Annotated in this window: 19 protein-coding genes; 6 read left to right on the forward strand and 13 right to left on the reverse strand. The window is 72.0% G+C overall.

Annotated elements, in window-relative coordinates; genetic code table 11:
• Positions 1-174: 174 nt before the first annotated feature.
• Positions 175-921 carry a DUF8817 family protein gene (locus QSK31_RS07745; RefSeq protein WP_285682324.1) on the forward strand — a complete coding sequence of 249 codons (747 nt, stop codon included), beginning with the start codon at positions 175-177 and terminating at the stop codon, positions 919-921.
• A gap of 94 nt (positions 922-1,015) precedes the next feature.
• Here the strand turns inward: QSK31_RS07745 and QSK31_RS07750 are convergent, their stop codons facing one another.
• From QSK31_RS07750 to QSK31_RS07775, 6 genes are read right to left on the reverse strand one after another with little or no spacing between them, the layout of a single operon-like run.
• On the reverse strand, positions 1,016-1,594 hold the full coding sequence (locus QSK31_RS07750; protein WP_285682325.1) for a DUF1684 domain-containing protein: 579 nt from the start codon (positions 1,592-1,594) through the stop codon (positions 1,016-1,018).
• Between the two features lie 10 nt (positions 1,595-1,604).
• Positions 1,605-3,725 carry a S8 family serine peptidase gene (locus QSK31_RS07755; protein ID WP_285682328.1) on the reverse strand — a complete coding sequence of 707 codons (2,121 nt, stop codon included), beginning with the start codon at positions 3,723-3,725 and terminating at the stop codon, positions 1,605-1,607.
• 41 nt (positions 3,726-3,766) lie between these two features.
• Positions 3,767-4,984 (reverse strand): ABC transporter ATP-binding protein, encoded by a 1,218-nt coding sequence (locus QSK31_RS07760; RefSeq protein ID WP_285682329.1) that lies wholly within the window; start codon positions 4,982-4,984, stop codon positions 3,767-3,769.
• Entirely contained in the window at positions 4,981-5,760 is a 780-nt protein-coding gene (locus QSK31_RS07765) for an ABC transporter permease (protein ID WP_285682693.1), read from the reverse strand. The genes QSK31_RS07760 and QSK31_RS07765 overlap by 4 nt, the downstream gene beginning before the upstream one ends.
• Positions 5,757-6,542 (reverse strand): molybdate ABC transporter substrate-binding protein, encoded by a 786-nt coding sequence (gene modA, locus QSK31_RS07770; RefSeq protein ID WP_285682330.1) that lies wholly within the window; start codon positions 6,540-6,542, stop codon positions 5,757-5,759. The genes QSK31_RS07765 and modA overlap by 4 nt, the downstream gene beginning before the upstream one ends.
• Complete coding sequence (locus QSK31_RS07775) at positions 6,542-6,937, reverse strand: TOBE domain-containing protein (RefSeq protein WP_285682331.1); 396 nt, start codon at positions 6,935-6,937, stop codon at positions 6,542-6,544. Before QSK31_RS07775 ends, modA begins: the two co-directional genes overlap by 1 nt.
• 196 nt (positions 6,938-7,133) lie before the next feature.
• On the opposite strand from QSK31_RS07775, the gene QSK31_RS07780 reads away from it, so the two are divergent.
• A complete protein-coding gene (locus tag QSK31_RS07780; RefSeq protein WP_285682332.1) occupies positions 7,134-8,060 on the forward strand; it encodes a hypothetical protein in 927 nt (308 codons plus the stop codon).
• 626 nt (positions 8,061-8,686) lie between these two features.
• On the opposite strand, the gene QSK31_RS07785 is transcribed toward QSK31_RS07780, so the two are convergent.
• From QSK31_RS07785 to QSK31_RS07800, 4 genes are all read right to left on the reverse strand, one after another.
• Positions 8,687-9,487: a PrsW family intramembrane metalloprotease gene (locus tag QSK31_RS07785; RefSeq protein ID WP_285682334.1), complete on the reverse strand. Its 801-nt coding sequence runs from the start codon at positions 9,485-9,487 to the stop codon at positions 8,687-8,689.
• A 22-nt stretch (positions 9,488-9,509) separates the two neighbouring features.
• On the reverse strand, positions 9,510-10,790 hold the full coding sequence (locus QSK31_RS07790; protein WP_285682336.1) for a multidrug effflux MFS transporter: 1,281 nt from the start codon (positions 10,788-10,790) through the stop codon (positions 9,510-9,512).
• 199 nt (positions 10,791-10,989) lie between these two features.
• Positions 10,990-12,597, reverse strand: a complete 1,608-nt coding sequence (locus QSK31_RS07795; protein WP_285682337.1) for a beta-1,3-glucanase family protein — start codon at positions 12,595-12,597, stop codon at positions 10,990-10,992.
• A 118-nt stretch (positions 12,598-12,715) separates the two neighbouring features.
• Positions 12,716-14,242 carry a ricin-type beta-trefoil lectin domain protein gene (locus QSK31_RS07800; protein WP_285682339.1) on the reverse strand — a complete coding sequence of 509 codons (1,527 nt, stop codon included), beginning with the start codon at positions 14,240-14,242 and terminating at the stop codon, positions 12,716-12,718.
• Positions 14,243-14,432: 190 nt separating this feature from the next.
• Here QSK31_RS07800 and QSK31_RS07805 point away from each other — a divergent pair, with 190 nt between their 5' ends.
• Genes QSK31_RS07805 through QSK31_RS07820 form a run of 4 tightly spaced genes read left to right on the forward strand, consistent with a single transcriptional unit; the run spans position 14,433 to position 19,023 of the window.
• Positions 14,433-15,584, forward strand: a complete 1,152-nt coding sequence (locus QSK31_RS07805; RefSeq protein ID WP_285682341.1) for an NAD(+)/NADH kinase — start codon at positions 14,433-14,435, stop codon at positions 15,582-15,584.
• 1 nt (position 15,585) lies between these two features.
• Positions 15,586-15,879 carry a UBP-type zinc finger domain-containing protein gene (locus QSK31_RS07810; protein ID WP_285682342.1) on the forward strand — a complete coding sequence of 98 codons (294 nt, stop codon included), beginning with the start codon at positions 15,586-15,588 and terminating at the stop codon, positions 15,877-15,879.
• Between the two features lie 10 nt (positions 15,880-15,889).
• Positions 15,890-17,548 carry an NAD(P)/FAD-dependent oxidoreductase gene (locus tag QSK31_RS07815; protein ID WP_285682344.1) on the forward strand — a complete coding sequence of 553 codons (1,659 nt, stop codon included), beginning with the start codon at positions 15,890-15,892 and terminating at the stop codon, positions 17,546-17,548.
• Positions 17,545-19,023, forward strand: coding sequence for an ATP-binding protein (locus tag QSK31_RS07820; protein WP_285682345.1), 1,479 nt, complete (start codon positions 17,545-17,547; stop codon positions 19,021-19,023). The genes QSK31_RS07815 and QSK31_RS07820 overlap by 4 nt, the downstream gene beginning before the upstream one ends.
• 4 nt (positions 19,024-19,027) lie before the next feature.
• On the opposite strand, the gene QSK31_RS07825 is transcribed toward QSK31_RS07820, so the two are convergent.
• From QSK31_RS07825 to QSK31_RS07835, 3 genes are read right to left on the reverse strand one after another with little or no spacing between them, the layout of a single operon-like run.
• Complete coding sequence (locus QSK31_RS07825; protein WP_285682346.1) at positions 19,028-19,534, reverse strand: mycothiol transferase; 507 nt, start codon at positions 19,532-19,534, stop codon at positions 19,028-19,030.
• Between the two features lie 12 nt (positions 19,535-19,546).
• The gene (locus QSK31_RS07830) at positions 19,547-20,302 is read right to left on the reverse strand and encodes a hypothetical protein (protein ID WP_285682347.1); all 756 of its coding nucleotides are present in this window, start codon (positions 20,300-20,302) and stop codon (positions 19,547-19,549) included.
• A gap of 55 nt (positions 20,303-20,357) precedes the next feature.
• A complete protein-coding gene (locus QSK31_RS07835; protein ID WP_285682349.1) occupies positions 20,358-21,665 on the reverse strand; it encodes an MFS transporter in 1,308 nt (435 codons plus the stop codon).
• Between the last annotated feature and the right edge of the window lie 564 nt (positions 21,666-22,229).

The following is a 22,229-nucleotide window of genomic DNA, read 5'->3' on the forward strand; positions in this document are numbered from 1 at the left end:
GTTCGTCACGCGCGTCGGCCGGTCCCGCTTCCGGGGCCGGCCGACACGCCGTTCCGGGGCTTCGGCGTTCGCGGCACGCCACGATCTGGAAGTGGCCAGCCGTTCGGCCGGCCCGCGACGCCGAACGGCCATTTCCATGGGCGCGTGATGCTCGGTTGCGCCTAGGAAGGACGCATGGCCAACGAAGTCACTGTTCCGCTTCTGCCGTGTGCGTCCGTCGAGGACATCGTGGAGTTCTACCGGGCGCTCGGGTTCGAGACGACCTACCGGCAACGCAAGCCCTATCCCTGCGCGGGGCTGCGGCGAGAAGACCTTCATCTGCAGTTCTTCGAGATGGACGGCTTCGACCCGGCCCAGTCCTACGGGTCCTGCCTCGTTCTCACGTCCGACATCGAGGGGCTGCACCGGGCGTTCGCCGACGGGATGCGAGCCGCGTACGGGAAGATTCTGGTGTCCGGGACGCCGCGCATGACGCGGCCGCGGGCGCGTAAGAACAACGACGGGGTGGGCGGGTTCAGCGTCATCGACCCGGGCGGCAACTGGATCCGCGTCGTGCACCACAACCCGGCCGGGGACGCTGCGCCGGGCGGGGATGCCGCGCCTGCCGGGGATGCCGCGCCTGCCGGGCGGCTGGGCAAGGCTCTGGCGAACGCGGTCGTGCAGGCTGACTCCCGGGGTGAGACCGGGCAGGCCGTGCGGATCCTCGACAGCGCACTGGCCCGCTCGGCGCCCGGCGACGATCCGGTCGAGCTGGTCGAGGTCCTCGTCTATCGCGCCGAGCTCGCGCTGGTGCTGAACGACCCGGACACCGCGGCGGCGATGCTGGACCGGGCCGGCCGGGTCGAGCTGACCGCCGGCGAGTCGGAGCGGGCTTCCGGCGCGCTGGCGAACGCCGCCGACCTGAAGGCCAGTAGCGCGTGACGGCTCAGTGCCGCGTGACGGCTCAGTGCCGCGTGACGGCTCAGTGCCGCGTGACGGCTCAGTGCCGCGTGACGGCTCAGTGCCGCGTGACGGCTCAGTGGTACTTGAGTTCGCCCGCGCGGATCTCCGCCCGGACCGTGTTCTCCGGCGGGGCCAGGGGGCAGAGCCACTGGTCGTCGTACGCGCAGCTCGGGTTGTAGAGGTAGTTGAAGTCGAGGCGCACACGGCCGGCGGACAGCGGGACCACCCCGCGGCCGTGTGTGCCCTTGACCGTGTCCGTGAGGTAGCGCCCGCCGCCGTAGGAGGACGGCCCGCACGTGGCGTCGCGCACCGGCAGGAACAGGCCGCCACCGTAGGCGGCCAGCCACCACAGGGACAGCTCGCCGTACGGGGTGTCGAGGATGCCGACCCGGGTGTAGCGGCAGACGCCGTCCGGCCCGCCGGTGTCGATCTCGATCTCGCCGTCGGCGGGCCTCACCACCGCCTCGACGACGGCCTCCTCGTCCGGCGGGAAGTACGGCAGCCCGTCGAACTGTGAGCCGCGCGGGATCGGGGACTGCGGGTGGTCGCGGAACAGCTCGTCCCGGGCGGCGCGCCAGCCGGTGACGTCGGTGTCGGCGAGGTACATGCGGGCGACGGCGGTCCGGAAGGTGGCCAGGTCCAGTGCGTCCATCCGCACCACGCTATCCGGGGACGCGTACCCGGTGCAGGGTTTGCCGGACCTCGTTGCCCTTGCCGTCGGCCGCCGAGATGCGCAGCGACACGTCGGCGCCGGCGGCGGGACGCAGGTGGGCGACGCCGCGGTCGCCGACGCGCGTGTAGAACGGCCGGCGCCACGTGTGCCCGCCGTCGTAGGAGACGTCGAGCGTGAACCTCGGCACCAGCGGCAGGGTGAGGGCCAGCATCCCGCCGGCCAGCGGTGACAGGACGACCGGCGCGGCGCTCACCGGCACGCGCGCGGAGCGGAACGACCACTCGCTGTCGGTGGCGGTCCAGCGCGCGGCCGCCACGGCCCGGCCGGACACCGCGGTGTACAACTGCTGGAAGCTCTGCGCCTGAGCGGTCAGGGCGAGATCGGCGAGACCGACCATCGCGTACGCCGGGGTGGCGTCGGGTCGTGGCGGCGGCATCGTCGCCGACCGTCCGGTGCGGGCGTCCAGCGTCACGTTCCCCGGCGAGGTGACCGTGCGGCGGATCAACGTCACCGCGCCGTCGGCCTCGGCGATCGCCGCGTCGATGGTCCAGCGGCCGGTCGGCATCGCGAAGGTCCCCGCGCGGGACAGGTCGACGAAGCGTGTCCCGTCCGACGCCCCGGCCAGCACGCGCCGGGTCGCCACCCCGGCGCGGTCGCGGAAGTCCACCGCCAGCGAACTGCGGACCAGCGGCGCGGGCGTGGGGGAGAGCTGCGGGATCGCCGTGCTCGCGATGGCCTTGGCGACGTCCAGCCGGCCCACCCCGCCGGGCGGCGCCCGATCGCGCAACGGTGTCGCCGCGCCGATCAGGGACGCCTCGAGCTGCGCCGGTGACCACTCGGGATGCTGCTGCGCGAGCAGGGCGGCGGCGCCGGCCACGTGCGGCGCGGCCGCGGAGGTGCCGCTGAGAGTGGTGTACGCCGTCCCGGGCAGTCCCGAGTCGCCGGACCGGGCAGCGGTGATCGCCACGCCCGGCGCCACGATGTCGGGCTTGTCGACGAGCTCCCGGGCGAGCATGTCGTCCTCAGTGGACGCCCCGACCGAGAGCGCGGCGGGCGCCGACGCCGGTGACAGGACCGTCCCGTCGTTGCCCGCGGCGGCCACGAAGAGCGTCCCGTACGCCGAACTGAGCCGTTCCACCGCTTCCTCGAGCAGATCGGTGCCGGGCGTGGCGGGCTCGCCGACGCTGAGGTTGACCACCTTGGCACCCTTGTCGCGCACCGCCCAGTCCATGCCGTCGAGGATCGCCGACTCGGGACAGCCGCCGGCCGTGCACACCGTCGCGCTGTACAGCCGCGCGTCCGGCGCCATGCCCCGGTATCGTCCCGCCGACGCCGCACCGGAACCGGCCAGGATCGACGCGACGTGCGTGCCGTGGCCCTGCCGGTCGACCGTGCCGTCGCCGTGCGCGCCGGTGAAGTCGGCCGTCCCGGCGACCGCGCCGGCCAGGTCGGGGTGGTCCACGTCGACGCCGGTGTCCAGCACCGCCACCCGCACACCGCTGCCGGTCAGACCGGCCGCCCACGCGGCGGGCGCGCCGACCAGCGGGATGCTCACATCGCTCTGCGGCTCGGCCAGCCCGTCCAGCCACACCTTGCGGTAGCCGACCGTGCCACGGGTGAGGGCCGACCACAGGGCCGGGGTCTGCGCGCGCTCCACCCGTACCGCGGAACCGTCGAGCGCGGCCAGCTCACGGGCCGGCGCCCCGGCGAAGAGCTCGGCCGACGCCCCGCGGCCGGTGAACGTCACGATCAGCGGCAGGTCGGCACGCCGATCGTCGTAGCCGGCGTCGAGCAGCCCCGTCACGTCGAACAGCCGCGGGTCCAGACGGTCGTCGTTGAGCAGCGCGAGCGCGTCGACCGGCACCACCGACAGGCGGCCGTCGACGTAGCGGGAGAGCAGCGCCACCTCGGCGCGCCCGGACCCGGGAACCCGCCCCGCGGACCGCCCGTCGGCCGTCACCAGCACCCGGTCGCCACTGATCAGCGTCACGGTGCGGGCCTGGCTCTCGGTCACCGGCTCGGGGGCCGGGGCGGGCGCGGCATGGGCGATCGAGGGTGCGGAGAGGAGGCCCGCCGCGAGGAGGGTGAGCATCGCCAGACCGGCCCGCACGCTCACCTCGCTCCCGTACGCCGCGATTGACGACGGTGAGTCTACGCGGGATAACTACGCGCTTCGGAAGCCTTGACGGACGCCCAGATGTGCCGACCTGGCGCCAGGTCGAGGTCGACCGCCGCGGCCGGGGTCACATCGGCCGCGACCGGCGCCGGTCCGGTGAGCTCGATGCGCAGGCTGTCGCCGTGCCGGGCGATCGCCGCGACCTCGGCCGGCCAGGTGTTGCGCGGGCTCCCCTCCGGCCGCTCGGCCCACAACGCGACCGCGGCCGGCGGGAACGCCACGAAAACCTCGCCCTCGCCCCGGTCCGCGGTCGTCAGGTCGAATTCCTCACTCACGCGTACGGTGTGCCCGCTCGCGACGCCCCGGTACAGGTTGAGCCCGACCAGCCGGGCGACGTAGTCGGTCCGCGGCCGGCTGGTGATGGTGGCCGCGTCCCCGACCTGCACCACCGCGCCGTCCTCGACGATGACCAGCCGGTCGGCCAGCATCATCGCGTCCAGCGGGTCATGGGTGACCAGCACCGTGGCGCCCGGATGGCTCGCCAGCCGCGTGCGCAGATGCGCGCGGGTGTCCATCCGGGTGCGTGCGTCCAGCGCGGCGAGCGGCTCGTCCAGCAGCAGCAGGCGCGGCTCGGTGACCAGCGCCCGCGCCAGAGCCACCCGCTGCGCCTGCCCACCGGACAGCTGCCGCGGCTTCTTCCGGGCGTGCTCGGCCAGCCCGACCAGCTCCAGCCACTCCGCCGCCGCCCGCCGCGCCTCGCCCTTATCCACACCCCGGCACCGCGGCCCGAACGCCACATTCTCCAGAGCGCTCAGATGCGGGAAGAGCAGATAGTCCTGGAACACCACGCCGATCCGCCGCTGCTCCGGCGGCAGCCCGTCGATCCTCCGCCCGTCCAGCGTGACGTAGCCGCCGGCCCGCTCGCCCAGCTCGCCTCGCTCGGCCCGATCGCCCCCCGCGTCTCGCTCGGCCTGCTCCGCTTGCTCGCCGTGCCCCTCTCCGCCTTGCCCCACTCTGCCTTGCCCGTCTCTCGCGGCCTTCTCGGCGTTCCCGCCTTTCCCTCCACGTCGGACATTCCCGCCTTGCCTGTTCTGCCCTTCCAGCGGGATAAGGCCGGCCAGCGCTCGCAGCGCGGTGGTCTTGCCCGCGCCGTTCGGGCCGAGCAGCGCCACCACCTCGCCCGACTCGACGGTCAAAGGGAGGTCCAGCTGGAACTTTGCTCTGCTTACTACTAGACGCGCGTCAAGGCTCATGCGGTCAGCCACCGGTCGCGCAGTGCCGCCAGGATGCCGACCGAGACCACGAGCAGAACCAGGCTGAGGACGATGGCCGAGTCCAGATCCTGTTCCAGCGCGAGATAGACCGCCAGCGGCATCGTCTGGGTGCGCCCGGGAAAGTTGCCGGCGAACGTGATGGTCGCGCCGAACTCGCCCAGCGCCCGCGCCCAGCAGAGCACCGCGCCGGCCGCCACCCCCGGCGCGATCAGCGGCAGCGTCACGCGGCGGAACGCGGTCCAACGGTTCGCACCGAGGGTCGCCGCCGCCTCCTCGTACCGGGCGTCCGCCGCGCGCAGCGCACCCTCCACCGAGATGATCAGGAACGGCATCGCCACGAACGCCTCGGCCAGCACCACCCCGGCGGTGGTGAACGGCAGGCTCACCCCGAACGTCGCGTCCAGCCACGACCCGACCAGCCCGCGCCGGCCGAAGACCAGCAGCAGCGCCACCCCGCCCACCACCGGCGGCAGCACCAGCGGCACGGTGACCAGCGCCCGGACGAACCGCAGACCGGGCAGCCCGCTGCGGGCGAGCACCCAGGCCAGCGGCACGCCGAGCGCCAGGCACAGCAGCGTCGCCAGCGACGCGGTCAGCAGCGACAGGCGCAGCGCGGCCAGCACACCGGGCTCGGTCAGCCGTTGCGGCAGCGTCGACCAGGGCGCCCGGATCAGCAACCCGAGCAGGGGCAGGACCAGGAACGCCAGCCCGATCAGAGCGGGCAGCGCCAGCGCGAGAGGAGCCCGCCGCCTCAGGGCTTCTGGAACCCCGCGTCGGCGAGCACCTTCTGCGCGGGCTCGGACTGGACATAGGCGACGAACACCGCGGCCGCGGCCGGGTTGGCGGCGTTCTTCAGGGCGACGATCGGGTAGTCGTTGATCGCCTTGGCGGATTCCGGGAACTCCACGCCGTCCACATCGGCGGCCGCCGCCCTGGCGTCGGTCCGGTAGACCAGCGCCGCGTCCACCTCACCGAGCTTAACCTTGGCGAGCGCGGCCCTCACGTCCTGTTCCTGGGTGACCGGGGTGACCTTGACGTTCGCCGCGGCCAGCGCCTTCTTCGCCGCCGCTCCACAGGGCACCTGCCCGGCGCAGAGCGCAACCTTGAGGTCCGGCCTCGCCAGCGCGGCCAGGGAGCTCACACCCTTCGGGTTGCCCTTCGGCACCGCGATCACGAGCTGGTTCTTCACGAACGTGGCCGGCGCGCTCGCGCCGTCGCCGGCGTCGATCACCGTCGTCATGGTGGCCGGGCTGGCCGAGGCGAACACGTCGGCGGGCGCGCCCGAGGTGATCTGGGTGGCCAGGCCGGAGCTGCCACCGAACGAGAAGGACACCTTGGCGCCCGGGTTGGCCGCCTCGAAATCCTTGCCGATGCGGGTGAACGACTCGGTCAGCGAGGCCGCCGCGAGCACGGTCACCGAGCCGGAGACGCCGCCGCCCTGGGGGCTCGGCGGGACGGGCGCCGGTTTCACCGGGTCGTCCGAGCCGCACCCGGTGAGCACCAGAAGTGCTGCCAGCGCGACGATCCGCTTCCTCATCAGTTGTCTCCCCGTTCCACCACGACCGTGGTCGACTTGATCACGGCAACCGCCCGCGAACCGACCTCGAGCTGAAGCTCGTCGACCGCCTCGCGGCTCATCAGCGACACCACGCGATGCGGCCCGGCCTGGATGTCCACCTGGGCCATCACCGTGTCGCGGGAGATCGCGGTGACGATGCCGGGCAGCCGGTTGCGCGCGGACGACCGGCCGGCGCCCGCATCCGGCTGGTCGGCCAGCGACCGGGCGAACGTCGCCAGGTCGGCGCCGGCGATCTCCCGGTGCCCCTGGCCGTCGCGGGCCGCGCCGAGCCGGCCCGCGTCGATCCACCGGCGCACCGTGTCCGGGCTGACACCGAGAAGTTCGGCCGCCTCTCCGATGCGATACGTCGTCACAAGGTCACCTTACGGTCGCAACTGCCAGTCTGCGACAGCCGGAAGGCTCGCATCTGCTGGAATTGTCATCGTCCGAATTCGATGCCGTCCGACATGGTAATTCGTGGGCCGGAAGGGGTAGGAACGAGGCATGCCAGTCAGTGACAACCGTCTGGGGTTGGCGGACCCCGCTCGGAACCTCACTCCCCGTCCGCAGATGCGCCTGCGCGCGCCCGTCCCCCCACCGTCCGACCAGGCCGACCTCGCCCGCTACCTGCGCGCCACGGCGGCCCGCGCGGACGCCGACGACCTGGACATGGCCTTCGGCAACTGCGCCGTCGCGATCGACGCCGCCGGTCGCTGGCGTGCCGGCCCTGCGCTCGCGGCGGCGTACTCGCTGCGCGCCTCGGTGGGCCGCCGGATGGGCCGGCTGCCCGCCGCCGAACGCGACGGCGAACTGGCCGCCCGCATGCAGGGCGACGACCCCTGGGACGACGCGGCCTTGTTGCTGCGCGCCCGCCGCGTCTCCACCCGGCTGGACACCGGCGACGTACCCGGCGCCGAGAAACTGCTGATCGGCTTCCGCGGCACCCTGCCCGACTCGCCGAGCGCCCTCGCGTTGCGTTACGCCCGCGGCCGCTTCTACGGCTGCGCCGGCCACCCCGGCGAGGCGCTGGCCGACCTCTTCGCCTGCGGTGAACGCCTCGCGGCCCGGCAGGCCGACCGTCCCGGCGTGCTGCCGTGGCGATCGGCGGCGGCCGCGGCGCTGGTGGCGACCGGCGCCACCGAGGCGGCCGCACGCCTGGTCGCCGCCGAGGTGGGTCTGGCCAGGCGGTCCGGTCCGGCGTCGGCCCTCGGCCGTGCGCTGCGGGTCGAGGGGATCGTCCCCGGCGGCCCCGGGATCGGCGCGCTCGACGAGGCGGTCAAGTTGCTGCAGCGGTCACCCCGCCGATTCGAGTACGCCCAGGCGCTCGTCGAACTGGGCACCGCGTTGAACGCGGCCCGCCGCCGCCCGCAGGCTCGCCGCGTCCTCCGCGAGGGAGTCCAGATCGCCACGGAGTGCGGCTCACCGGCGCTGGCCGCCCGCTCCCGCGCCGCCTACATCTCCGCCGGCGGAAAGCCCCACCAGCGCCGTCCCACGTAAACATCCGCCAGAGCCCCAGCCCCGCCCGTCCGTCGTGCCCGCCGCGCCCGGCCATCGCGCCCGGCCATCGAGGCCGCTGCGCCCGGCCGTCATGTCCGGCCCCCGGGCCACCGTGTCCGCCCCCGCCAGCCGTCATGTCCGCCGCGCCCGGCCATCGCTCCCGGCCATCGCGGCCGCCGCGCCAGCCATCCTGTACGGCCCACCCGGCCGTCGCGTCAGCTCCGGCCGCACGGCCGTGTCTGTGGCCCGCCGCCCGCCTCCTCGACGGGCGGTGACAGCGAATCCGACCTCGACACGCGACTAGCGGTGCGTATTGGTAAGCAGAGCAAAGAGCCTGGACGGACCAGGGCTGAGCTGGGCGTCTGCTGGGGTGGTGCGTATAGGTAAGCAGAGCAAAGCGGCCGGGCTCACCCTTGGCCTCCGGCGTCGCTCGTTGCCACAGGGCCGGCGGTCGGAGGGGGACTGGGCAGGAAGAAAGGGGGAGGGTGAGTGCGCACGCAGAAGACGGGCGACGCCGGAGGCGGGCCGACCTCGGTAGCTGCGGTCCGGGCCACCCACCCGGCTACGACATCGGTGTTGATCTTCGAGGCTGGGCGGCTCAGGCGGCGCGAACCACCGCAATGCCCTTAGGTGGTGAGGAGCGGGGCGCCGAAGAGGCGGTCGCTGAAGGCGCGGTAGCGGTGCAAGGCCCAGAAGAGCCAGCCGAGGCTGATCACGGCCAGGACGGCGAAGACGACGACGCCGGAGAAGGTGTCCCACAGGGTGTGCAGGATGACCGCGCCCGTGAAGGTCAGGGCGAACTCGAGGAGGCGCTTGGCGCTCGGGCTGGCCAGCAGGGCCCACAGGGCGCCGGCCGTCAAGCCGGTCCACGCGGTGTGGCCGGCGGGGGCGGTCAGGCCTCGGATGAAGAGCGTCTGCTCGACCGAGCCGATGTTGCCCTGGGAGGACAGCAGGGCGGTGAACGCGTACCCCATCGTCTCCAGGGCGGCGAAACCCATGCCCGCGGCGACGCCGATGATCAGGCCGTCGGAGGGGAGCCGGCGCTGGTGCCTCGCCAGCACGGTGAACAGCAGCAGCACCGGGACGATGAGCTTGGCCGACTCCTCGATCAGGGCGACCAGCAGCATCGGCAGCACGCCCAGCTTGTGCAGGGTGTTGTACTCCAGCGTGCCGGCCACCACGATGCCGATGACGCCGCCGAAGAAGGCCGCCACCACCAGGGCGGACGCGGGCACCTGCCAGCGGCCGGTCCGCGCCTGGGCGAAGGTCAGGAACGCCATCGGGACCACGGTCGCGCCCAGCAGGATCAGTGCCGGTACGAAGTTCGGGTTCTGTGTCCCCACCAGGGTGCGCAGCACCACGAAGTAGAGGATCAGACCGACCACGAGCACACCGAGCCACGCCCACCGGCGCGAACGATCACGCATGCTCGTAGTCTGTCCGATCTTCTCAGTGAGCGACAGCCACGGCGGGCTCATTTTCGTCGACGGCGATCTGCCACGGCCGGGCCACCAGGAGCAGCACCAGGTTGGCCGCGATCATGCCGCCGGCGATGACCAGGGCCATGCCGATCGCGCCGGTGCCCAGGGTGCCGACCAGGGGAGCGGCCAGCGCGCCGACGCCGAACTGCACGGCGCCGAGCAGAGCCGCCGCGGTGCCGGCCGCCTCGCCGTGCCGGGACAGGGCCAGCGCGGGGGCGTTCGGCAGGGCCAGGCCGGCCGAGACCAGCACCAGCCACAGCGGCGCCAGGATGCCGGGGAGGCCGCCGAAGCCGGTGTACGCGAACGCCAGCAGCACCAGGCCCATCACCGCGCCGAACACCAGCGCCGTGCTGAGCACCTGGGCGGGGCTCCACCGGCGCAGCAGGATCGGGTTGGCCTGGGTGGCCGCGATCAGGCCGATGGCGCCGGCCCCGAAGACGAAGCCGAACTGCTGCTCGCTGAGGCCGTACTGCTCCTGGAAGACGAAGGAGGAGCCGGCCACGTACGCGAACATCGCCGCCATGGCCAGGCCGGCCACCAGGATCAGGCCGATGTACGCCCGGTCGGAGAACAACCGGCCGTAGTCACGCAGGGTGCCCGCGATGCCGCCGGAGCGCCGCCGTTCGACCGGGAGCGTCTCGGGCAGCGCCAGCGCGGCCAGCGTGATGATGCCGATGCCGATCACCGCCAGCACGACGAAGACGCCGCGCCACGAAGTCCAGTTCAGCGTGATGCTGCCCAGCGTCGGCGCGAGGATCGGCGCGGCGCCCATCACCAGCATCAGCCGGGAGATCAGCGTCGCCGCGGCCAGGCCGGTGAACAGGTCACGCACGATCGCCATCGCCACCACCATCGAGGCGGCCGCGCCGAGGCCCTGCAGGACCCGCAGCGTGCCCAGCGTCTCGAGGTTCGGCGCGATCACGCACAGCACCGAGGCGAGAACGTGCACGGCGACACCGGCGAGCAGGGGCGTACGCCGTCCGAGCTTGTCCGACAGCGGCCCGATCACGAGCTGGCCGAGCGCGAGGCCCAGCAGCGTGCCGGTGAGCGTCAGCTGCACCTGGGCGGCGGTGGCGCTCAGGTCCACGGTGATCGCGGGCAGCGAGGGCAGGTACATGTCGATGGTGAGCGGGCCGATGGCGATCAACGCGCCGAGCACCAGCACGAGTTTGACGCGCTGGCGGGTGCTCATCAGCTCACCCGGGGTCAGTTCGGGCGCTGGTGGCGCCTTCTCCGAGGCCATGGTCATGGTCGGTTCCGTCCGTCGTGGCTTCAGGTCTGACACAACGACGAACAAGTCTCCTCGCGTCCGGACAATTCCTGGAAATGCATTTTGGTGCCGCCCATCACACCTCCGGGAAATCGAACATTGCGGGCAGGTAAAAAGCCCGGCGCGCCGCTCCATTCCGTGGAATCTCGCTTGACGCGCCGGGCCCGGCCTGGGTTCCTCAGAAGGCCGTGAGCTCGACCCCTGCGGCTCGCGGGTCACCCGAGTGCACGAGCGACTCCTGGTTCTGGACGTCGTCGAAGGCGAATCCGTACGCCTTGCCGTCGACCATGTTCTCGTGAATTACCCGGGAGTAGTGATTGGTCAGCGACCCTTTGTAGAAGTCACCGGCCGTACCCCCGGGCTGGGTGTCGATCGTGCCCAGCGTCGACCGGTGCAGCGCCGCGCACAGCGTCCGCGCGATCGGCCCGACGACCTGGTCGTTCGGCGCACCGAGCGCCCCGTCGCAGCCCCACACGTTGCTGGTGCTCGGCCGGTTGAACGAGGCCACCGTCCGGCCCGAGCCGTCGGTGAAGTTCATGACGGTCCCGGCGGTACGCCCCAGGTACTTCACGTCGGGACGGTCGCCGAACGGGGTCACGGTCAGCGTCTTGCTCGCGTACGCGTTCCAGGCCGAGGCGATGTAGGGGTCCAGGTAGTTCGGGTCGAAGGCGCCGGAGTCCGCGGCCTTGCCCGGCGCCAGCACCCGCAGCACGGTCCCGTCCGAGCGGGTGTAGACGCTCCGTTCGAAGCCCGGCTGCGCCTTGATCGCGTTGATCACCCGCTGCCGCCCGCCCGGCTTGACCTCGCCGGTCCGGATCGTCCGGCCGTCGCCGCCGCGCACGCTGACCACGTGCGGCACCGCGAACATGTCCACCTGTGAGCTGTTCAGCCACAGGCCGGAGTCGTTCAGCGTGAACTCGGACCAGTCGAACAGGATGTCCCGGTTGGGGTCGCCGCCGGCCCACGGCGCGGGCTGCACCAGGCCGTCGGTGCTGAGCCGGAAGTCCAGCTTGCGGCCGAACGACAGGTACAGGCGGCCGGAGAGACCCTTCGGGAGCTTGATGGTGGTCGCGCCGCCGTTCGCCGGTCCGGCGATCGCCACGTCCGGAGCGGGCACGGGTACGGGCTGACCGCCGGTCCAGTTGTGGAAGGCGCCGGAGCCGTCGACGTAGCCGAGCTTGCCGGTGCCCAGGTTGACGCCGAGCACGTACAGGAAGACCTGCTCGTTGCGGCCGGTCTTGTTGGTGACCGTGAGCGGGAGGACGTTCGAGGCGGCCGGCGGGGGCTGCTCCTCCTCGGGCGGCTCGACCGGCGGTGCGGTCGTCGCGGGCGGGCTGGTCACGGGCGGGGTCGTCGGCTCGGTGGCCGGCGGCTGGGCCGGTGGCTGCTCGGCCCCGCCTCCGGCACAAGGGGCGCCGTTGAGCTTGCAGTTGACCGGCTTGGCGCCGGAGCCGACGAAGCCGAAGGTGACCTTCCCGCCGACCGGCACCGCGCCGTTCCAGGCACGGTTCGTGAACGTGCGGTGCGACCCCGCGACGGCCAGGTCGGCTTCCCAGAAGCTGCCGATCGCCGCGCCCGCCGGGAGGTCGAACTCGACCTTCCAGCCGGACATCGCGGCGGCGCCGCCGTTGTCGATGACGACCTCGGTCTGCCAGCCGGATCCCCAGTCGGAGACGGTGCGGACGGAGGCGCTGGCGGCCGCGGCCGAGGCCGGCAGGGCGATCCAGGTGGTGCCCGCGGCCGCGACGACCGCGGCGAGGGTGAGCAGGGTTGTTCGCAAGCGCATGACCGGGGATCATGCCTGCTCACAGCGGGTGAAACCGTTCCGCCAAGTCATCATTAAAGTTTGTTAAAGGAAGAGGGCCCGCACGACGGCGGACCCTCTTCCGGATAACAGTTTTTCCTCAGCCGCGACGCCACTTCTGGTTGGCGCCGCCGACGCAGTCCCAGAGGATCAGCACCGCTCCGTCGTTGCCGTTCCAGGCGTCGATGTCCACGCACTTGTTGGCCTGCGGGTTGACCAGGTCACCGGCCGCGCTCAGCACGAACTGCTGGGCCGGGTTGCCGCTGCACCCGACGATCTGGATGGCCGCGCCGTTGGCGGTCGAGCCCCAGGCCACGTCCAGGCACTTGTTGTTCTGCACCTGGAGCGTGCCGCCCACGGCCGCCCACTGCTGTGCGTTGGTCTGGTTGCAGGTGTACATCTGCACCCGGACGCCGTCGGAGAAGTTGGCGTTCGGCACGTCGACGCACTTGTTGTTCCAGTTGCTGATGATCGGCTGCCCGCCGCCGCCCCCGCCGCTGGTGGTCAGCGACAGGCCGTAGACGCCCAGGATCTCGTTCACCGGCTGGAACCACATGGTCGCGCCGGACGTGCAGTTGCCGGAGCCGCCCGAGGTGACGCCCTGCGCCTGGTTGCCGGAGATCCACGAGCCGCCGGAGTCACCCGGCTCGGCGCACGCGTTGCTGCGGCTCAGCCCGGACACCGAGCCCTGCGGGTAGGTGACCGTCTCGTTGCGGCCGAGCAGCGTCCCGCAGCGCCACCCCGTCGTACGCCCGGACCGGCAGATCGACGAGCCGACCGCGGCGTCCTGCGACCCGGCCACGGTCACGTTGCCGCCGGAGTAGTTGTTCACCCACGGCTGGGAGACCCAGTTGCCGTTCGTGCGTACCCAGCCGTAGTCGTTGCCCGGGAAGGACGAACCGGCGAAGTTGCCCTGGCTGACGTTGTTGTAGCCCAGCGTCGGGCTGCCCGTGCCGCCGCAGTGCCCGGCCGTGACGAAGCCGCCGGCCACCGAGAAGCCGACCGAGCAGAGCGTGTTGCCGTTGATCACGTACTGGTCGCCGCCGCGGATGTCGTAGAGCGGCCGGGCCTGCTCGGCCGCCGTCTCCACCCGGACCGCGCCGGCGCCGCTGTCCGCCGCGAACTTCCGGGCCGCCGCCTCGCTGCCCGGCGCGACCCGCACGACGAGACTGTTCGTGGCGACGTCGGTGTACCAGCCGCGGATGCTCTTCGCGGCCTGGGTGGCACGTTTGTCGAGTTTCGCCTGGGCGGCGGCGAGCTCGTCGGCGCCGCGGGCGACCACGACCGCGTCCGCGCCCTCGGTCCGGGCCTTCTCCGCGGCGGCGGCCGAGGTCACCGCGACCGTCAGCCGGGTGCCGTCGATCGGGATCCAGGCGCCGGCGAAGGCCTTGCCGAGCTGGGCGCGCAGGCGCTTCTCGACGACCGGCGCGGCCGCCTCGGTGGCGAGCCGGGCGCGGATCTGGTTGTCGTCGAGCTTCAGGTCGCGGCGCATCGCGTCGAGCATCCCGGGCGCCATGTCGAAGGTCGGTCCGGGAACGGGTTCGGCGGCGTGGCTGGGCGGGCTGATCAGGCCGACCGCGGCGAGAGCCGCAGCGGCGACCACGATCGCCTTGTAGGGACGGTCCATCGAGTCCTCACTTAGGGGGAAAGAGGGGGTGGTGAGAGCGCTCTCATCGGAGTCTGTCTATCTATTAACAATGTGTCAAGAAATCTCCAGGCAACATGGTCCGGGGACCGTACGAGGTGACTCGCCGCCGAGCCGCCGACGTGCGAGGGTTGGTGCCGGGCACAGCGACATACAGGGGGCTGAAGTGGGCATGGTCAGGGTGGTCGGACTCGTGCTGCACCCGCGGCGCGACTGCGGCGCCGCGATCGACGCCATCGTCCGGTGGGCGAAAGGCCGGGACGTCACCGTGCTCGGCCTCCAGGACGAGATCGACCGGATCGACTGCGACGCGGTCGCGGTCACCCCCGACGAGATGGTCGAGCGGGCAGGGGTGCTGGTCAGCCTGGGCGGCGACGGCACCATGCTGCGGACCATGCGGCTGGTCGAAGGGCGCAAGACACCGGTCCTCGGCGTCAACGTCGGCCGGCTCGGCTTCCTCGCCGAGGTCGACCTGCCCGACCTGCCGGACGCGCTGTCGGCCTTCGACGAGCACCGCTTCACCATCGAGTCGCGCACCGCGGTCCGGACCACGCTGCCCGGCGGCAAGGAGGTGTCGGCCTTCAACGACATCGCCCTGGTCCGGGTGCCCGGCGACGGCCTGGCCAACGTGGGCATCCGCGTGGAGGGCAAAAACTTCGTGAGCTACGCGGCGGACGCGGTGATCGTGGCCACGCCGACCGGCTCCACCGCGTACAGCTTCTCGGCCGGCGGCCCGATCGTCTCGCCCAACGTCGAGGGCCTGATCGTCTCCGCCTCCGCGGCCCACTCGTCCTTCAACCGCTCGCTGATGCTCTCCCTCGACGAACGGCTCGACCTCGACGTGCTGCCCCGCAGCGGGCGCCTCGCGGTCGAGGTGGACGGCATCATCGAGGGCTACGTGACCGAGGGCGAACTGCTCTCGATCGTCCCGGTCCCGGCCGCCGCCCAGGTGATCCGGCTCGGCAGCACCTCCTTCTACGAGCGGGCCCGCCGCAAGCTCCGGGTCGAGGGCAGCGCCCAGATCACCACCGGCGACGCCGGCGACGCGACCGTCGTGGACAGCTTCGAGCAGAGCCGGTACGAGATCCTGCTCGGCGGTGAGGTGGCCGGAGTGCTGCACTACCGCCGCCACGGCAGCCTCGTCGAGCTCGCGCACACCGAGATCGACCAGGCGTTCGAGGGCCGGGGGCTGGCCGGCCGGCTGGCCACCGCCGCGTTCACCGACGCCCGCGGCCGGGCCACCCCGGTCCGGGTCACCTGCCCGTTCGTCACCGGGTGGCTGGAACGCCACCCCGAGTTCGCCGACCTGATCGAAGGGACCTGACATGAGCAACAAACCGTGCTCGCACCTCGACGACGCGCAGGACGTCAAGCCGTCCGGCGACGGCTGCGTCGAGTGCCTCGAGAACGGCGGCCGCTGGGTCCACCTGCGGCTCTGCGAGATGTGCGGCCACGTCGGCTGCTGCGACTCCTCGCCGGCCAAGCACGCCACCGCACACTTCCACGAGACCGGCCACCCGCTGGTCCAGTCGTACGAGCCCGGCGAGGACTGGTGGTGGTGCTACTCCGACGACCTGGTGTTCACCGTCCCCGGCGCCCCGACGTACTCCCACCCCTGAGGTTTGACACATGGGCCATCCCGCGATCCTGACCGTCGACGACGACCCCGCCGTCTCCCGTGCCATCGCCCGTGACCTGCGCCGGCGGTACGGCGAGACCTATCGGATCATCCGGGCCTCGGCGGCCGCCGACGCGCTCGAGGCGCTGCGCGAGCTCAAGCTCCGCGGCGGCCGCGTGGCGGTGATGCTGGCCGACTACCGGATGCCCCAGATGAACGGCATCGAGTTCCTGGAACAGGCGATGGACCTGTTCCCCAACGCGCGGCGGGCGCTGCTCACCGCGTACGCCGACACCGACGCGGCGATCCAGGCGATCAACCAGGTGGACGTCGACCACTACCTGCTCAAGCCGTGGGATCCGCCGGAGGAGAAGCTCTACCCGGTGATCGACGCGCTGCTCGACGCGTGGCAGGAGAGCGGCGACCGTGACCTGGAGTCGATCCGGGTCGTCGGGCACCGCTGGAACGAGCAGTCCTACCAGGTGCGCGACTTCCTGACCCGCAACCTGGTCCCGTACCGCTGGCTCTCCGCCGAGGAGCCGGAGGGCCGCCGCCTGCTCGACGCCGCCGGGGTCGGCCCCGAGGCGGTGCCGCTGGTGGTCACCACGGACGGCCGGGCGATGTCCCAGCCGAGCACCACCGAGGTGGCCGAGGCTGCCGGGCTGTCCACGGCGCCGGACCGCGACTTCTACGACCTGATCATCGTCGGTGGCGGGCCGGCCGGGCTGGGCGCGGCCGTCTACGGCGCCTCCGAGGGGCTGCGGACGCTGCTCGTCGAGCGGCAGGCGGTCGGCGGGCAGGCCGGGCAGAGCTCCCGGATCGAGAACTATCTGGGCTTCCCGGACGGCATCTCCGGCGGCGACCTGACCACCCGGGCGCGGCGGCAGGTCGGCAAGTTCGAGGCCGAGGTGCTCAACACCCGCGAGGTGACCGGGCTGCGGGTCGACGGCGGGGCCAAGACACTGGCGCTCGCGGACGGCGGCGAGGTGTCCGCGCACTCGGTGGTCCTGGCCACCGGGGTGGCGTACCGGCCGCTGGTCGCCGACGGGGTGCACGAGCTCACCGGGGCCGGCATCTACTACGGCTCGGCGTCCTCCGAGGGGCCGGCGTGCAAGGGCGCCGACGTCTACATCATCGGCGGGGCGAACTCGGCCGGCCAGGCGGCGATGTACTTCTCCCGGTTCGCGAAGAAGGTCACGCTGCTGGTGCGGGGCGACTCGCTGGAGACGTCCATGTCCTACTACCTGATCCAGCAGATCGAGAAGAAGGACAACATCCAGGTACGCACGCGGTGCGAGGTGATCGGAGCACAGGGCGAGGGACACCTCCAGGCGATCACCATCTGTGACGGCAAGGACGGCATGAGCACCACCGTCGAGTGCGGCTACCTCTTCGTCTTCATCGGCGCGGAGCCCCGGACCGACTGGCTGGACGGCGCGGTGGCCCGGGACGAGCGTGGCTTCGTCTACACCGGGCCGGATCTTTTGACGAACGGCACACGCCCGAAGGGATGGGATCGGGACCGCGATCCGTTCTACCTGGAGTGCAGCGTTCCCGGAATCTTCGCGGCCGGCGACGTCCGGGCCAACTCGGTGAAACGGGTGGCCTCGGCGGTCGGCGAGGGAGCGATGGCCGTGACGCTCGTGCACCGCTACCTGGAGGCGCAATGACCGACACCGGACCCGAACCTGGGGAGATCACTCTCGCACCCTGTGAACCGGGCAAGCTCACCATCGACGAGCTGCGGACCCTCTTCCTGTTCGAGAAGCTGACCGACGAGCAGCTGACCTGGATCGCCGACCACGGGTGCACCATGCGGGCCAAGGCCGGCTCGTACGTGCTCCGGGAGGGCGACGCTGCCGAGAAGTTCTTCATCCTGCTCAGCGGCACCATCCAGCTCACCCGCATGGTCGGCCAGGACGAGGTGGAGACCGGCCGCACCGAGCAGCGCGGCGTGTACATGGGCGCGACCAACGCGTACCTGCGCGACGACGGCGTGCAGCAGCAGTACATGGGCTCGATGCGCGCGCTGGACCAGTCCGAGTTCTTCGTCATGGAGGCCCTCGACTTCGGCCACATGATGCGCGAGTGGTTCCCGATGGCGGTCCACCTGCTCGAGGGCCTGGCCATGGGCATGCGCAGCTCGCAGGCCGCGATCGGCGAACGGCAGCGGCTCACCGCCCTGGGCGCGCTCACCGCCGGGCTGATGCACGAGCTGAACAACCCGGCCGCCGCGGCGTCCCGGGCCACCGGCTCGCTGCGCCAGCGGGTCGCCGGCATGCGCCACAAGCTGGGCATGCTCGCCGCCGGCAAGGTCGACCCGGCAAGGCTCGACGCGCTGGTGGAGCTGCAGGAGGAGGTCATCGAGCGGGCCGCCAAGGCGCCCGTCCTGACCGCCATGCAGACCTCCGACCTGGAGGACGAGCTGGGCGAGTGGATGGACGAGCATCACATCACCGGCGGCTGGGACATCGCGCCGGTCTTCGCCCAGGGCGGCCTGGACGTCGAGTGCCTCACCGAGATCGAGCGGAAGGTCGGCGCGCCCGAGCTGCTCGACCAGGCGGTGCACTGGCTCGGCTACGCGCTCGAGACCGAGCAGCTGATGAGCGATATCGAGGACGCCACCAGCCGGGTCTCCAGCCTGGTCACGGCGGCCAAACAGTATTCCCAGATGGACCGGGCCGCGCACCAGTGGATCGACGTGCACACCGGGCTGGACAGCACGCTCGTCATGCTGACCCACAAGATCGGCGACGGCATCAAGGTGGTCAAGGACTACGACCGGTCGCTGCCGCAGATCCCGGCCCACCCGGCCGAGCTCAACCAGGTGTGGACCAACCTGATCGACAACGCCGTCCAGGCCATGCAGGGCGTCGGCACGCTGACCGTGAAGACCGCCCTGTACGGCAACCAGCTGGTCGTGGCGATCATCGACACCGGGCCGGGCGTGCCCGAGGAGCTGCGCAAGCGGGTCTTCGAGCCGTTCTTCACCACGAAGGCGGTGGGCGAGGGAACCGGCCTCGGGCTGGACATCTCGTACCGGATCGTGGTCAACCGGCACGGCGGCGACATCAAGCTGGACTCGAAGCCGGGCGACACCCGCTTCATCGTGCGGCTGCCGCTCAGCGAACCCTCGTCCACCTAGAGGATCAGATCCCGAGCAGGCCGCGTACGTACGCGGCCTGCCCGGCGTGCTGGGCGTCGTCGTCGTAGACGCTGACCAGCCGGACCGCGAGGGTGACCGGCGGATCCCAGTTCTTGTCCACGACCCGGTCCAGGTCGTCGTCGGACAGCCCCCGCAGATAGTCGAGCGTGCGCTCGTGCACCGCGGCGTAGTAGTTCAGCAGCGCCTGCGAGGTCTCCGGGGCCACCGCCGCCACCTGCTCGGGCGTGTGGCCGTACCCGGTGTCGGTGGAGTCGGCGGGCAGCCCGAACAGCACCGCCCAACCCCCGGAGGCGTAGACCTCCTCGCCGCCGATCAGCTCGGTGACATGGTTGTCCTGCACCCGGGTCAGGTGCCAGACCAGCCAGCCGATCGTGTTGGCGCCCGCGGCCGGGGCCTGGCGCAGCTGCTCGGGGCTGAGCCCCTCGACCGCGCCGGCCACCAGTTCCGGCAGCCGTCCGAACGCCTCGATCAACACCTTGGTGCCCTGCACGACGTGCTCCTTCTACTCGCTGGGGACCGATCCGTCCGGCTCCCCGCCACCCTCGCCCGTTCCACTGTCCGGTTCGGCCGGCTCGGTGGGCGCGTCCGTCGCCGGGGCCTCGGTCGTCGGCGCCTCGGCCGGCTCGGTCGTCGCGCCGGTCGAAGGCGCGTCCGTCGGCTCGGTCGTCGGCGTCCCGGCCGGGGCGCTGCCACCGTCGGCCGGCGCCTGCGTCGCGTCCGTGCCCGGGGACACCGGCGTGGCGGGCTGCTCGTGGTGCTGCCCACTCTTGCCGTCGACGACGCTGCTCAGCGTCGTGCTGCCCGACGAACTGCCGCCGACCATCGACGCCACCGACTTGCCGGCGAAGAGCTCGACCAGGGACAGCGTCCCGACCGCCAGCACGAAGACACCGGCCGTCACCAGGGCGATGCGCTTCCACCGGATCTGGCGCCCGGTGGTGCGTTCCGGCTCCGGAACCGTCTCCGACGGCTTGTCGTCCTCGGACGCCGCGGCCACGTCGGGCGTGCCCACCGCGGCCGTCGCCGTCACGAAGGTGGGCGCGATCGTCTGCAGCTTCTTGGCCCCGTGCTTGATCGAGCGGTGATAGATCTCCGTTCCCACCGTGCCGATGATGCTGGCCAGGGCCGCGCCGATCAGCGTGCCGGCGACGCCCAGGAATGAGCCGATCACCGCCGCGCACACCGCTGCCAGCGCGCCGGCCAGCGTCTTACCGATGTCGATACCGGACCAGATCCGTTCGACTGCCTGCTCGGACATGTCCTCCTTGCTCCACGCTCTCGCTAGTTCGGTCGCCGGAAGCCTCTGCCTTTACCTACCGGCGTATTGCTAAACCACGCCGTTCCGCCAGGATCTCGCGGATCGGACGCACCACCACTCCGTCCTCGGCCATCCTTTGCCTGGCCAGACGGCGGGTACGGAGGATGCCGACCACCCCGATCGCACCGACCACATACTGGACGCTCAGGGCCACCCGGAAGTCCGCCAGGCCGTAGTCCGCGGCCCCGCCCGTACGCCAGTCCAGAATCAGACCGACCAGCAAGATGGTCAGCAGCGAGGCCGTGAACCCGCCCACGTTGACGATTCCGGTCGCCGTGCCCAGCCGGGCCGGCGGGTTGAACGTCCGGGCCAGGTCGAACCCGATCATCGAGCCCGGCCCGCCCAGCCCCAGCGCCAGCACGAGCAGCACCAGGACGGGCAGCGGCGCCGGCCCCGGCCAGACGAGCACGATGCCCCACCCGACCGCGTTGGCGACGACCACGCCGAGCACCAGCCACGACCGCCGCAGCGGATGCCGCTGCACCAGCACGCCCATCACCGGTCCCGCCGCCATGCCGGTCAGCACGAAGACGGTCAGCAGCGCGCTGGCGGTGCCCCGGTCCAGCCCCTCACCGGCCAGCAGGAACGGGAAGCCCCACATCAGCGCGAAGACCGTGCCGGCGAACTGCGTGGTGAAGTGCGTCCACAGTCCCAGCCGGGTGCCCGGATGCCGCCAGGCGTTCCTCAGGTCGGCGGCCACCTGCCGCGGTGTGATGGCGGGTCCGGCGCTCATCCGTACATCAGGGGTGTCGTGAAGCGCGACCAGCGCGACGACCGCGACCAGCACGCCCGCCGCGGCCATGCCGACGAAGGCGGCGGTCCACCCCCGGTAGGCGAGCAGTGCGGCCAGCGGCACGGCACTGAGGATCTGCCCGAACTGCCCGATGATGCCGGTCAGCTGGGTGAGCACCGGCACCCGCCGCGCCGGGAACCACCGTGGCACCAGTCGCAGCACACTGATGAAGGTCACGGCGTCACCCGCACCCACCAGCACCCGCGCGACCACGGCCCCGGTCACACCGTCGGCGAACGCCATCAGCGTCTGTCCCGCCGCCATCACCAGCGCGCCGGCGAGCACCATCCGCAACGACCCGAACCGGTCGAGCAGCAGCCCCGCGGGCACCTGCAACGCGGCGTAGACCAGCAGCTGCAGCACGGCGAACAATGCAAGCGCACTCGCCCCGACGCCGAACCGCTCCTGCGCGTCCAGCCCCGCGACCCCCAGCGAGGTGCGGTGCAGCACGGCGATCACATAGGCGGCCAGTCCCACGGCCCAGACGGCCCAGGCTCGTCGCAGGGCCATCTCAAACCTTCCAGCCGGACTTCAAGGTGCGTCCCCCACCCTTCTCCGGGCGCTCCCCAACCTGCAACGAATCGGGCGCACGACACACGTGTGCCTGGTCACCGACCCCAAGATCAACCCATTTCGAGGTACGCGCGCACCACAGCGCCGTCCCCGCTCCGCGATCCAGGCGGCCCGTCCAGGCCGTGCAGCGGCTACCGGCCGTAACTGTTCCGTCCGGCCCGAAGCCCCGCCCCCACCCCAGCCCGACAACCTCCCCGGCCGCCGCTTTGCTCTGCTTACATATACGCACCAGCGGCCGCGCCGCGACGCCGGGTGCCGGGGCGCGGCGCTTCCTATAGGTAAGCAGAGCAAAGCGGTGGCGGGGAGAGATGGCGGAGCGGGCCAGAGCTGACTGTGAGTGAGGCGTGGGTGATTCAGTGGCCGACGATTTCTGCGACTTGTTGTCCCACCGGGTGCGGGGATTTGCTGGGTGTGCCAGATGCCCGCTCGCCGCCGTCGCTCGCCGCCGTCGCTCGCGGCTCGCGGCCGCTTCTCGCGGCCCCGGCCCGGCGCGGTTGGTGG

Source organism: Actinoplanes sp. NBRC 103695 (genome assembly GCF_030269485.1).
GTDB lineage: Bacteria > Actinomycetota > Actinomycetes > Mycobacteriales > Micromonosporaceae > Actinoplanes.

Excerpts from the sequence above, each read along its gene's own strand:
- QSK31_RS07805 (WP_285682341.1), top strand. The coding sequence starts at position 14,433 with ATGGTCAGGGTGGTCGGACTCGTGCTGCACCCGCGGCGCGACTGCGGC.
- QSK31_RS07785 (WP_285682334.1), bottom strand. The coding sequence starts at position 9,487 with ATGCGTGATCGTTCGCGCCGGTGGGCGTGGCTCGGTGTGCTCGTGGTC.
- QSK31_RS07760 (WP_285682329.1), bottom strand. The coding sequence starts at position 4,984 with ATGAGCCTTGACGCGCGTCTAGTAGTAAGCAGAGCAAAGTTCCAGCTG.
- QSK31_RS07820 (WP_285682345.1), top strand. The coding sequence starts at position 17,545 with ATGACCGACACCGGACCCGAACCTGGGGAGATCACTCTCGCACCCTGT.
- QSK31_RS07745 (WP_285682324.1), top strand. The coding sequence starts at position 175 with ATGGCCAACGAAGTCACTGTTCCGCTTCTGCCGTGTGCGTCCGTCGAG.
- modA (WP_285682330.1), bottom strand. The coding sequence starts at position 6,542 with ATGAGGAAGCGGATCGTCGCGCTGGCAGCACTTCTGGTGCTCACCGGG.
- QSK31_RS07810 (WP_285682342.1), top strand. The coding sequence starts at position 15,586 with ATGAGCAACAAACCGTGCTCGCACCTCGACGACGCGCAGGACGTCAAG.
- QSK31_RS07795 (WP_285682337.1), bottom strand. The coding sequence starts at position 12,597 with ATGCGCTTGCGAACAACCCTGCTCACCCTCGCCGCGGTCGTCGCGGCC.
- QSK31_RS07835 (WP_285682349.1), bottom strand. The coding sequence starts at position 21,665 with ATGGCCCTGCGACGAGCCTGGGCCGTCTGGGCCGTGGGACTGGCCGCC.
- QSK31_RS07790 (WP_285682336.1), bottom strand. The coding sequence starts at position 10,790 with ATGACCATGGCCTCGGAGAAGGCGCCACCAGCGCCCGAACTGACCCCG.
- QSK31_RS07815 (WP_285682344.1), top strand. The coding sequence starts at position 15,890 with ATGGGCCATCCCGCGATCCTGACCGTCGACGACGACCCCGCCGTCTCC.
- QSK31_RS07750 (WP_285682325.1), bottom strand. The coding sequence starts at position 1,594 with ATGGACGCACTGGACCTGGCCACCTTCCGGACCGCCGTCGCCCGCATG.
- QSK31_RS07780 (WP_285682332.1), top strand. The coding sequence starts at position 7,134 with ATGCGCCTGCGCGCGCCCGTCCCCCCACCGTCCGACCAGGCCGACCTC.
- QSK31_RS07800 (WP_285682339.1), bottom strand. The coding sequence starts at position 14,242 with ATGGACCGTCCCTACAAGGCGATCGTGGTCGCCGCTGCGGCTCTCGCC.
- QSK31_RS07830 (WP_285682347.1), bottom strand. The coding sequence starts at position 20,302 with ATGTCCGAGCAGGCAGTCGAACGGATCTGGTCCGGTATCGACATCGGT.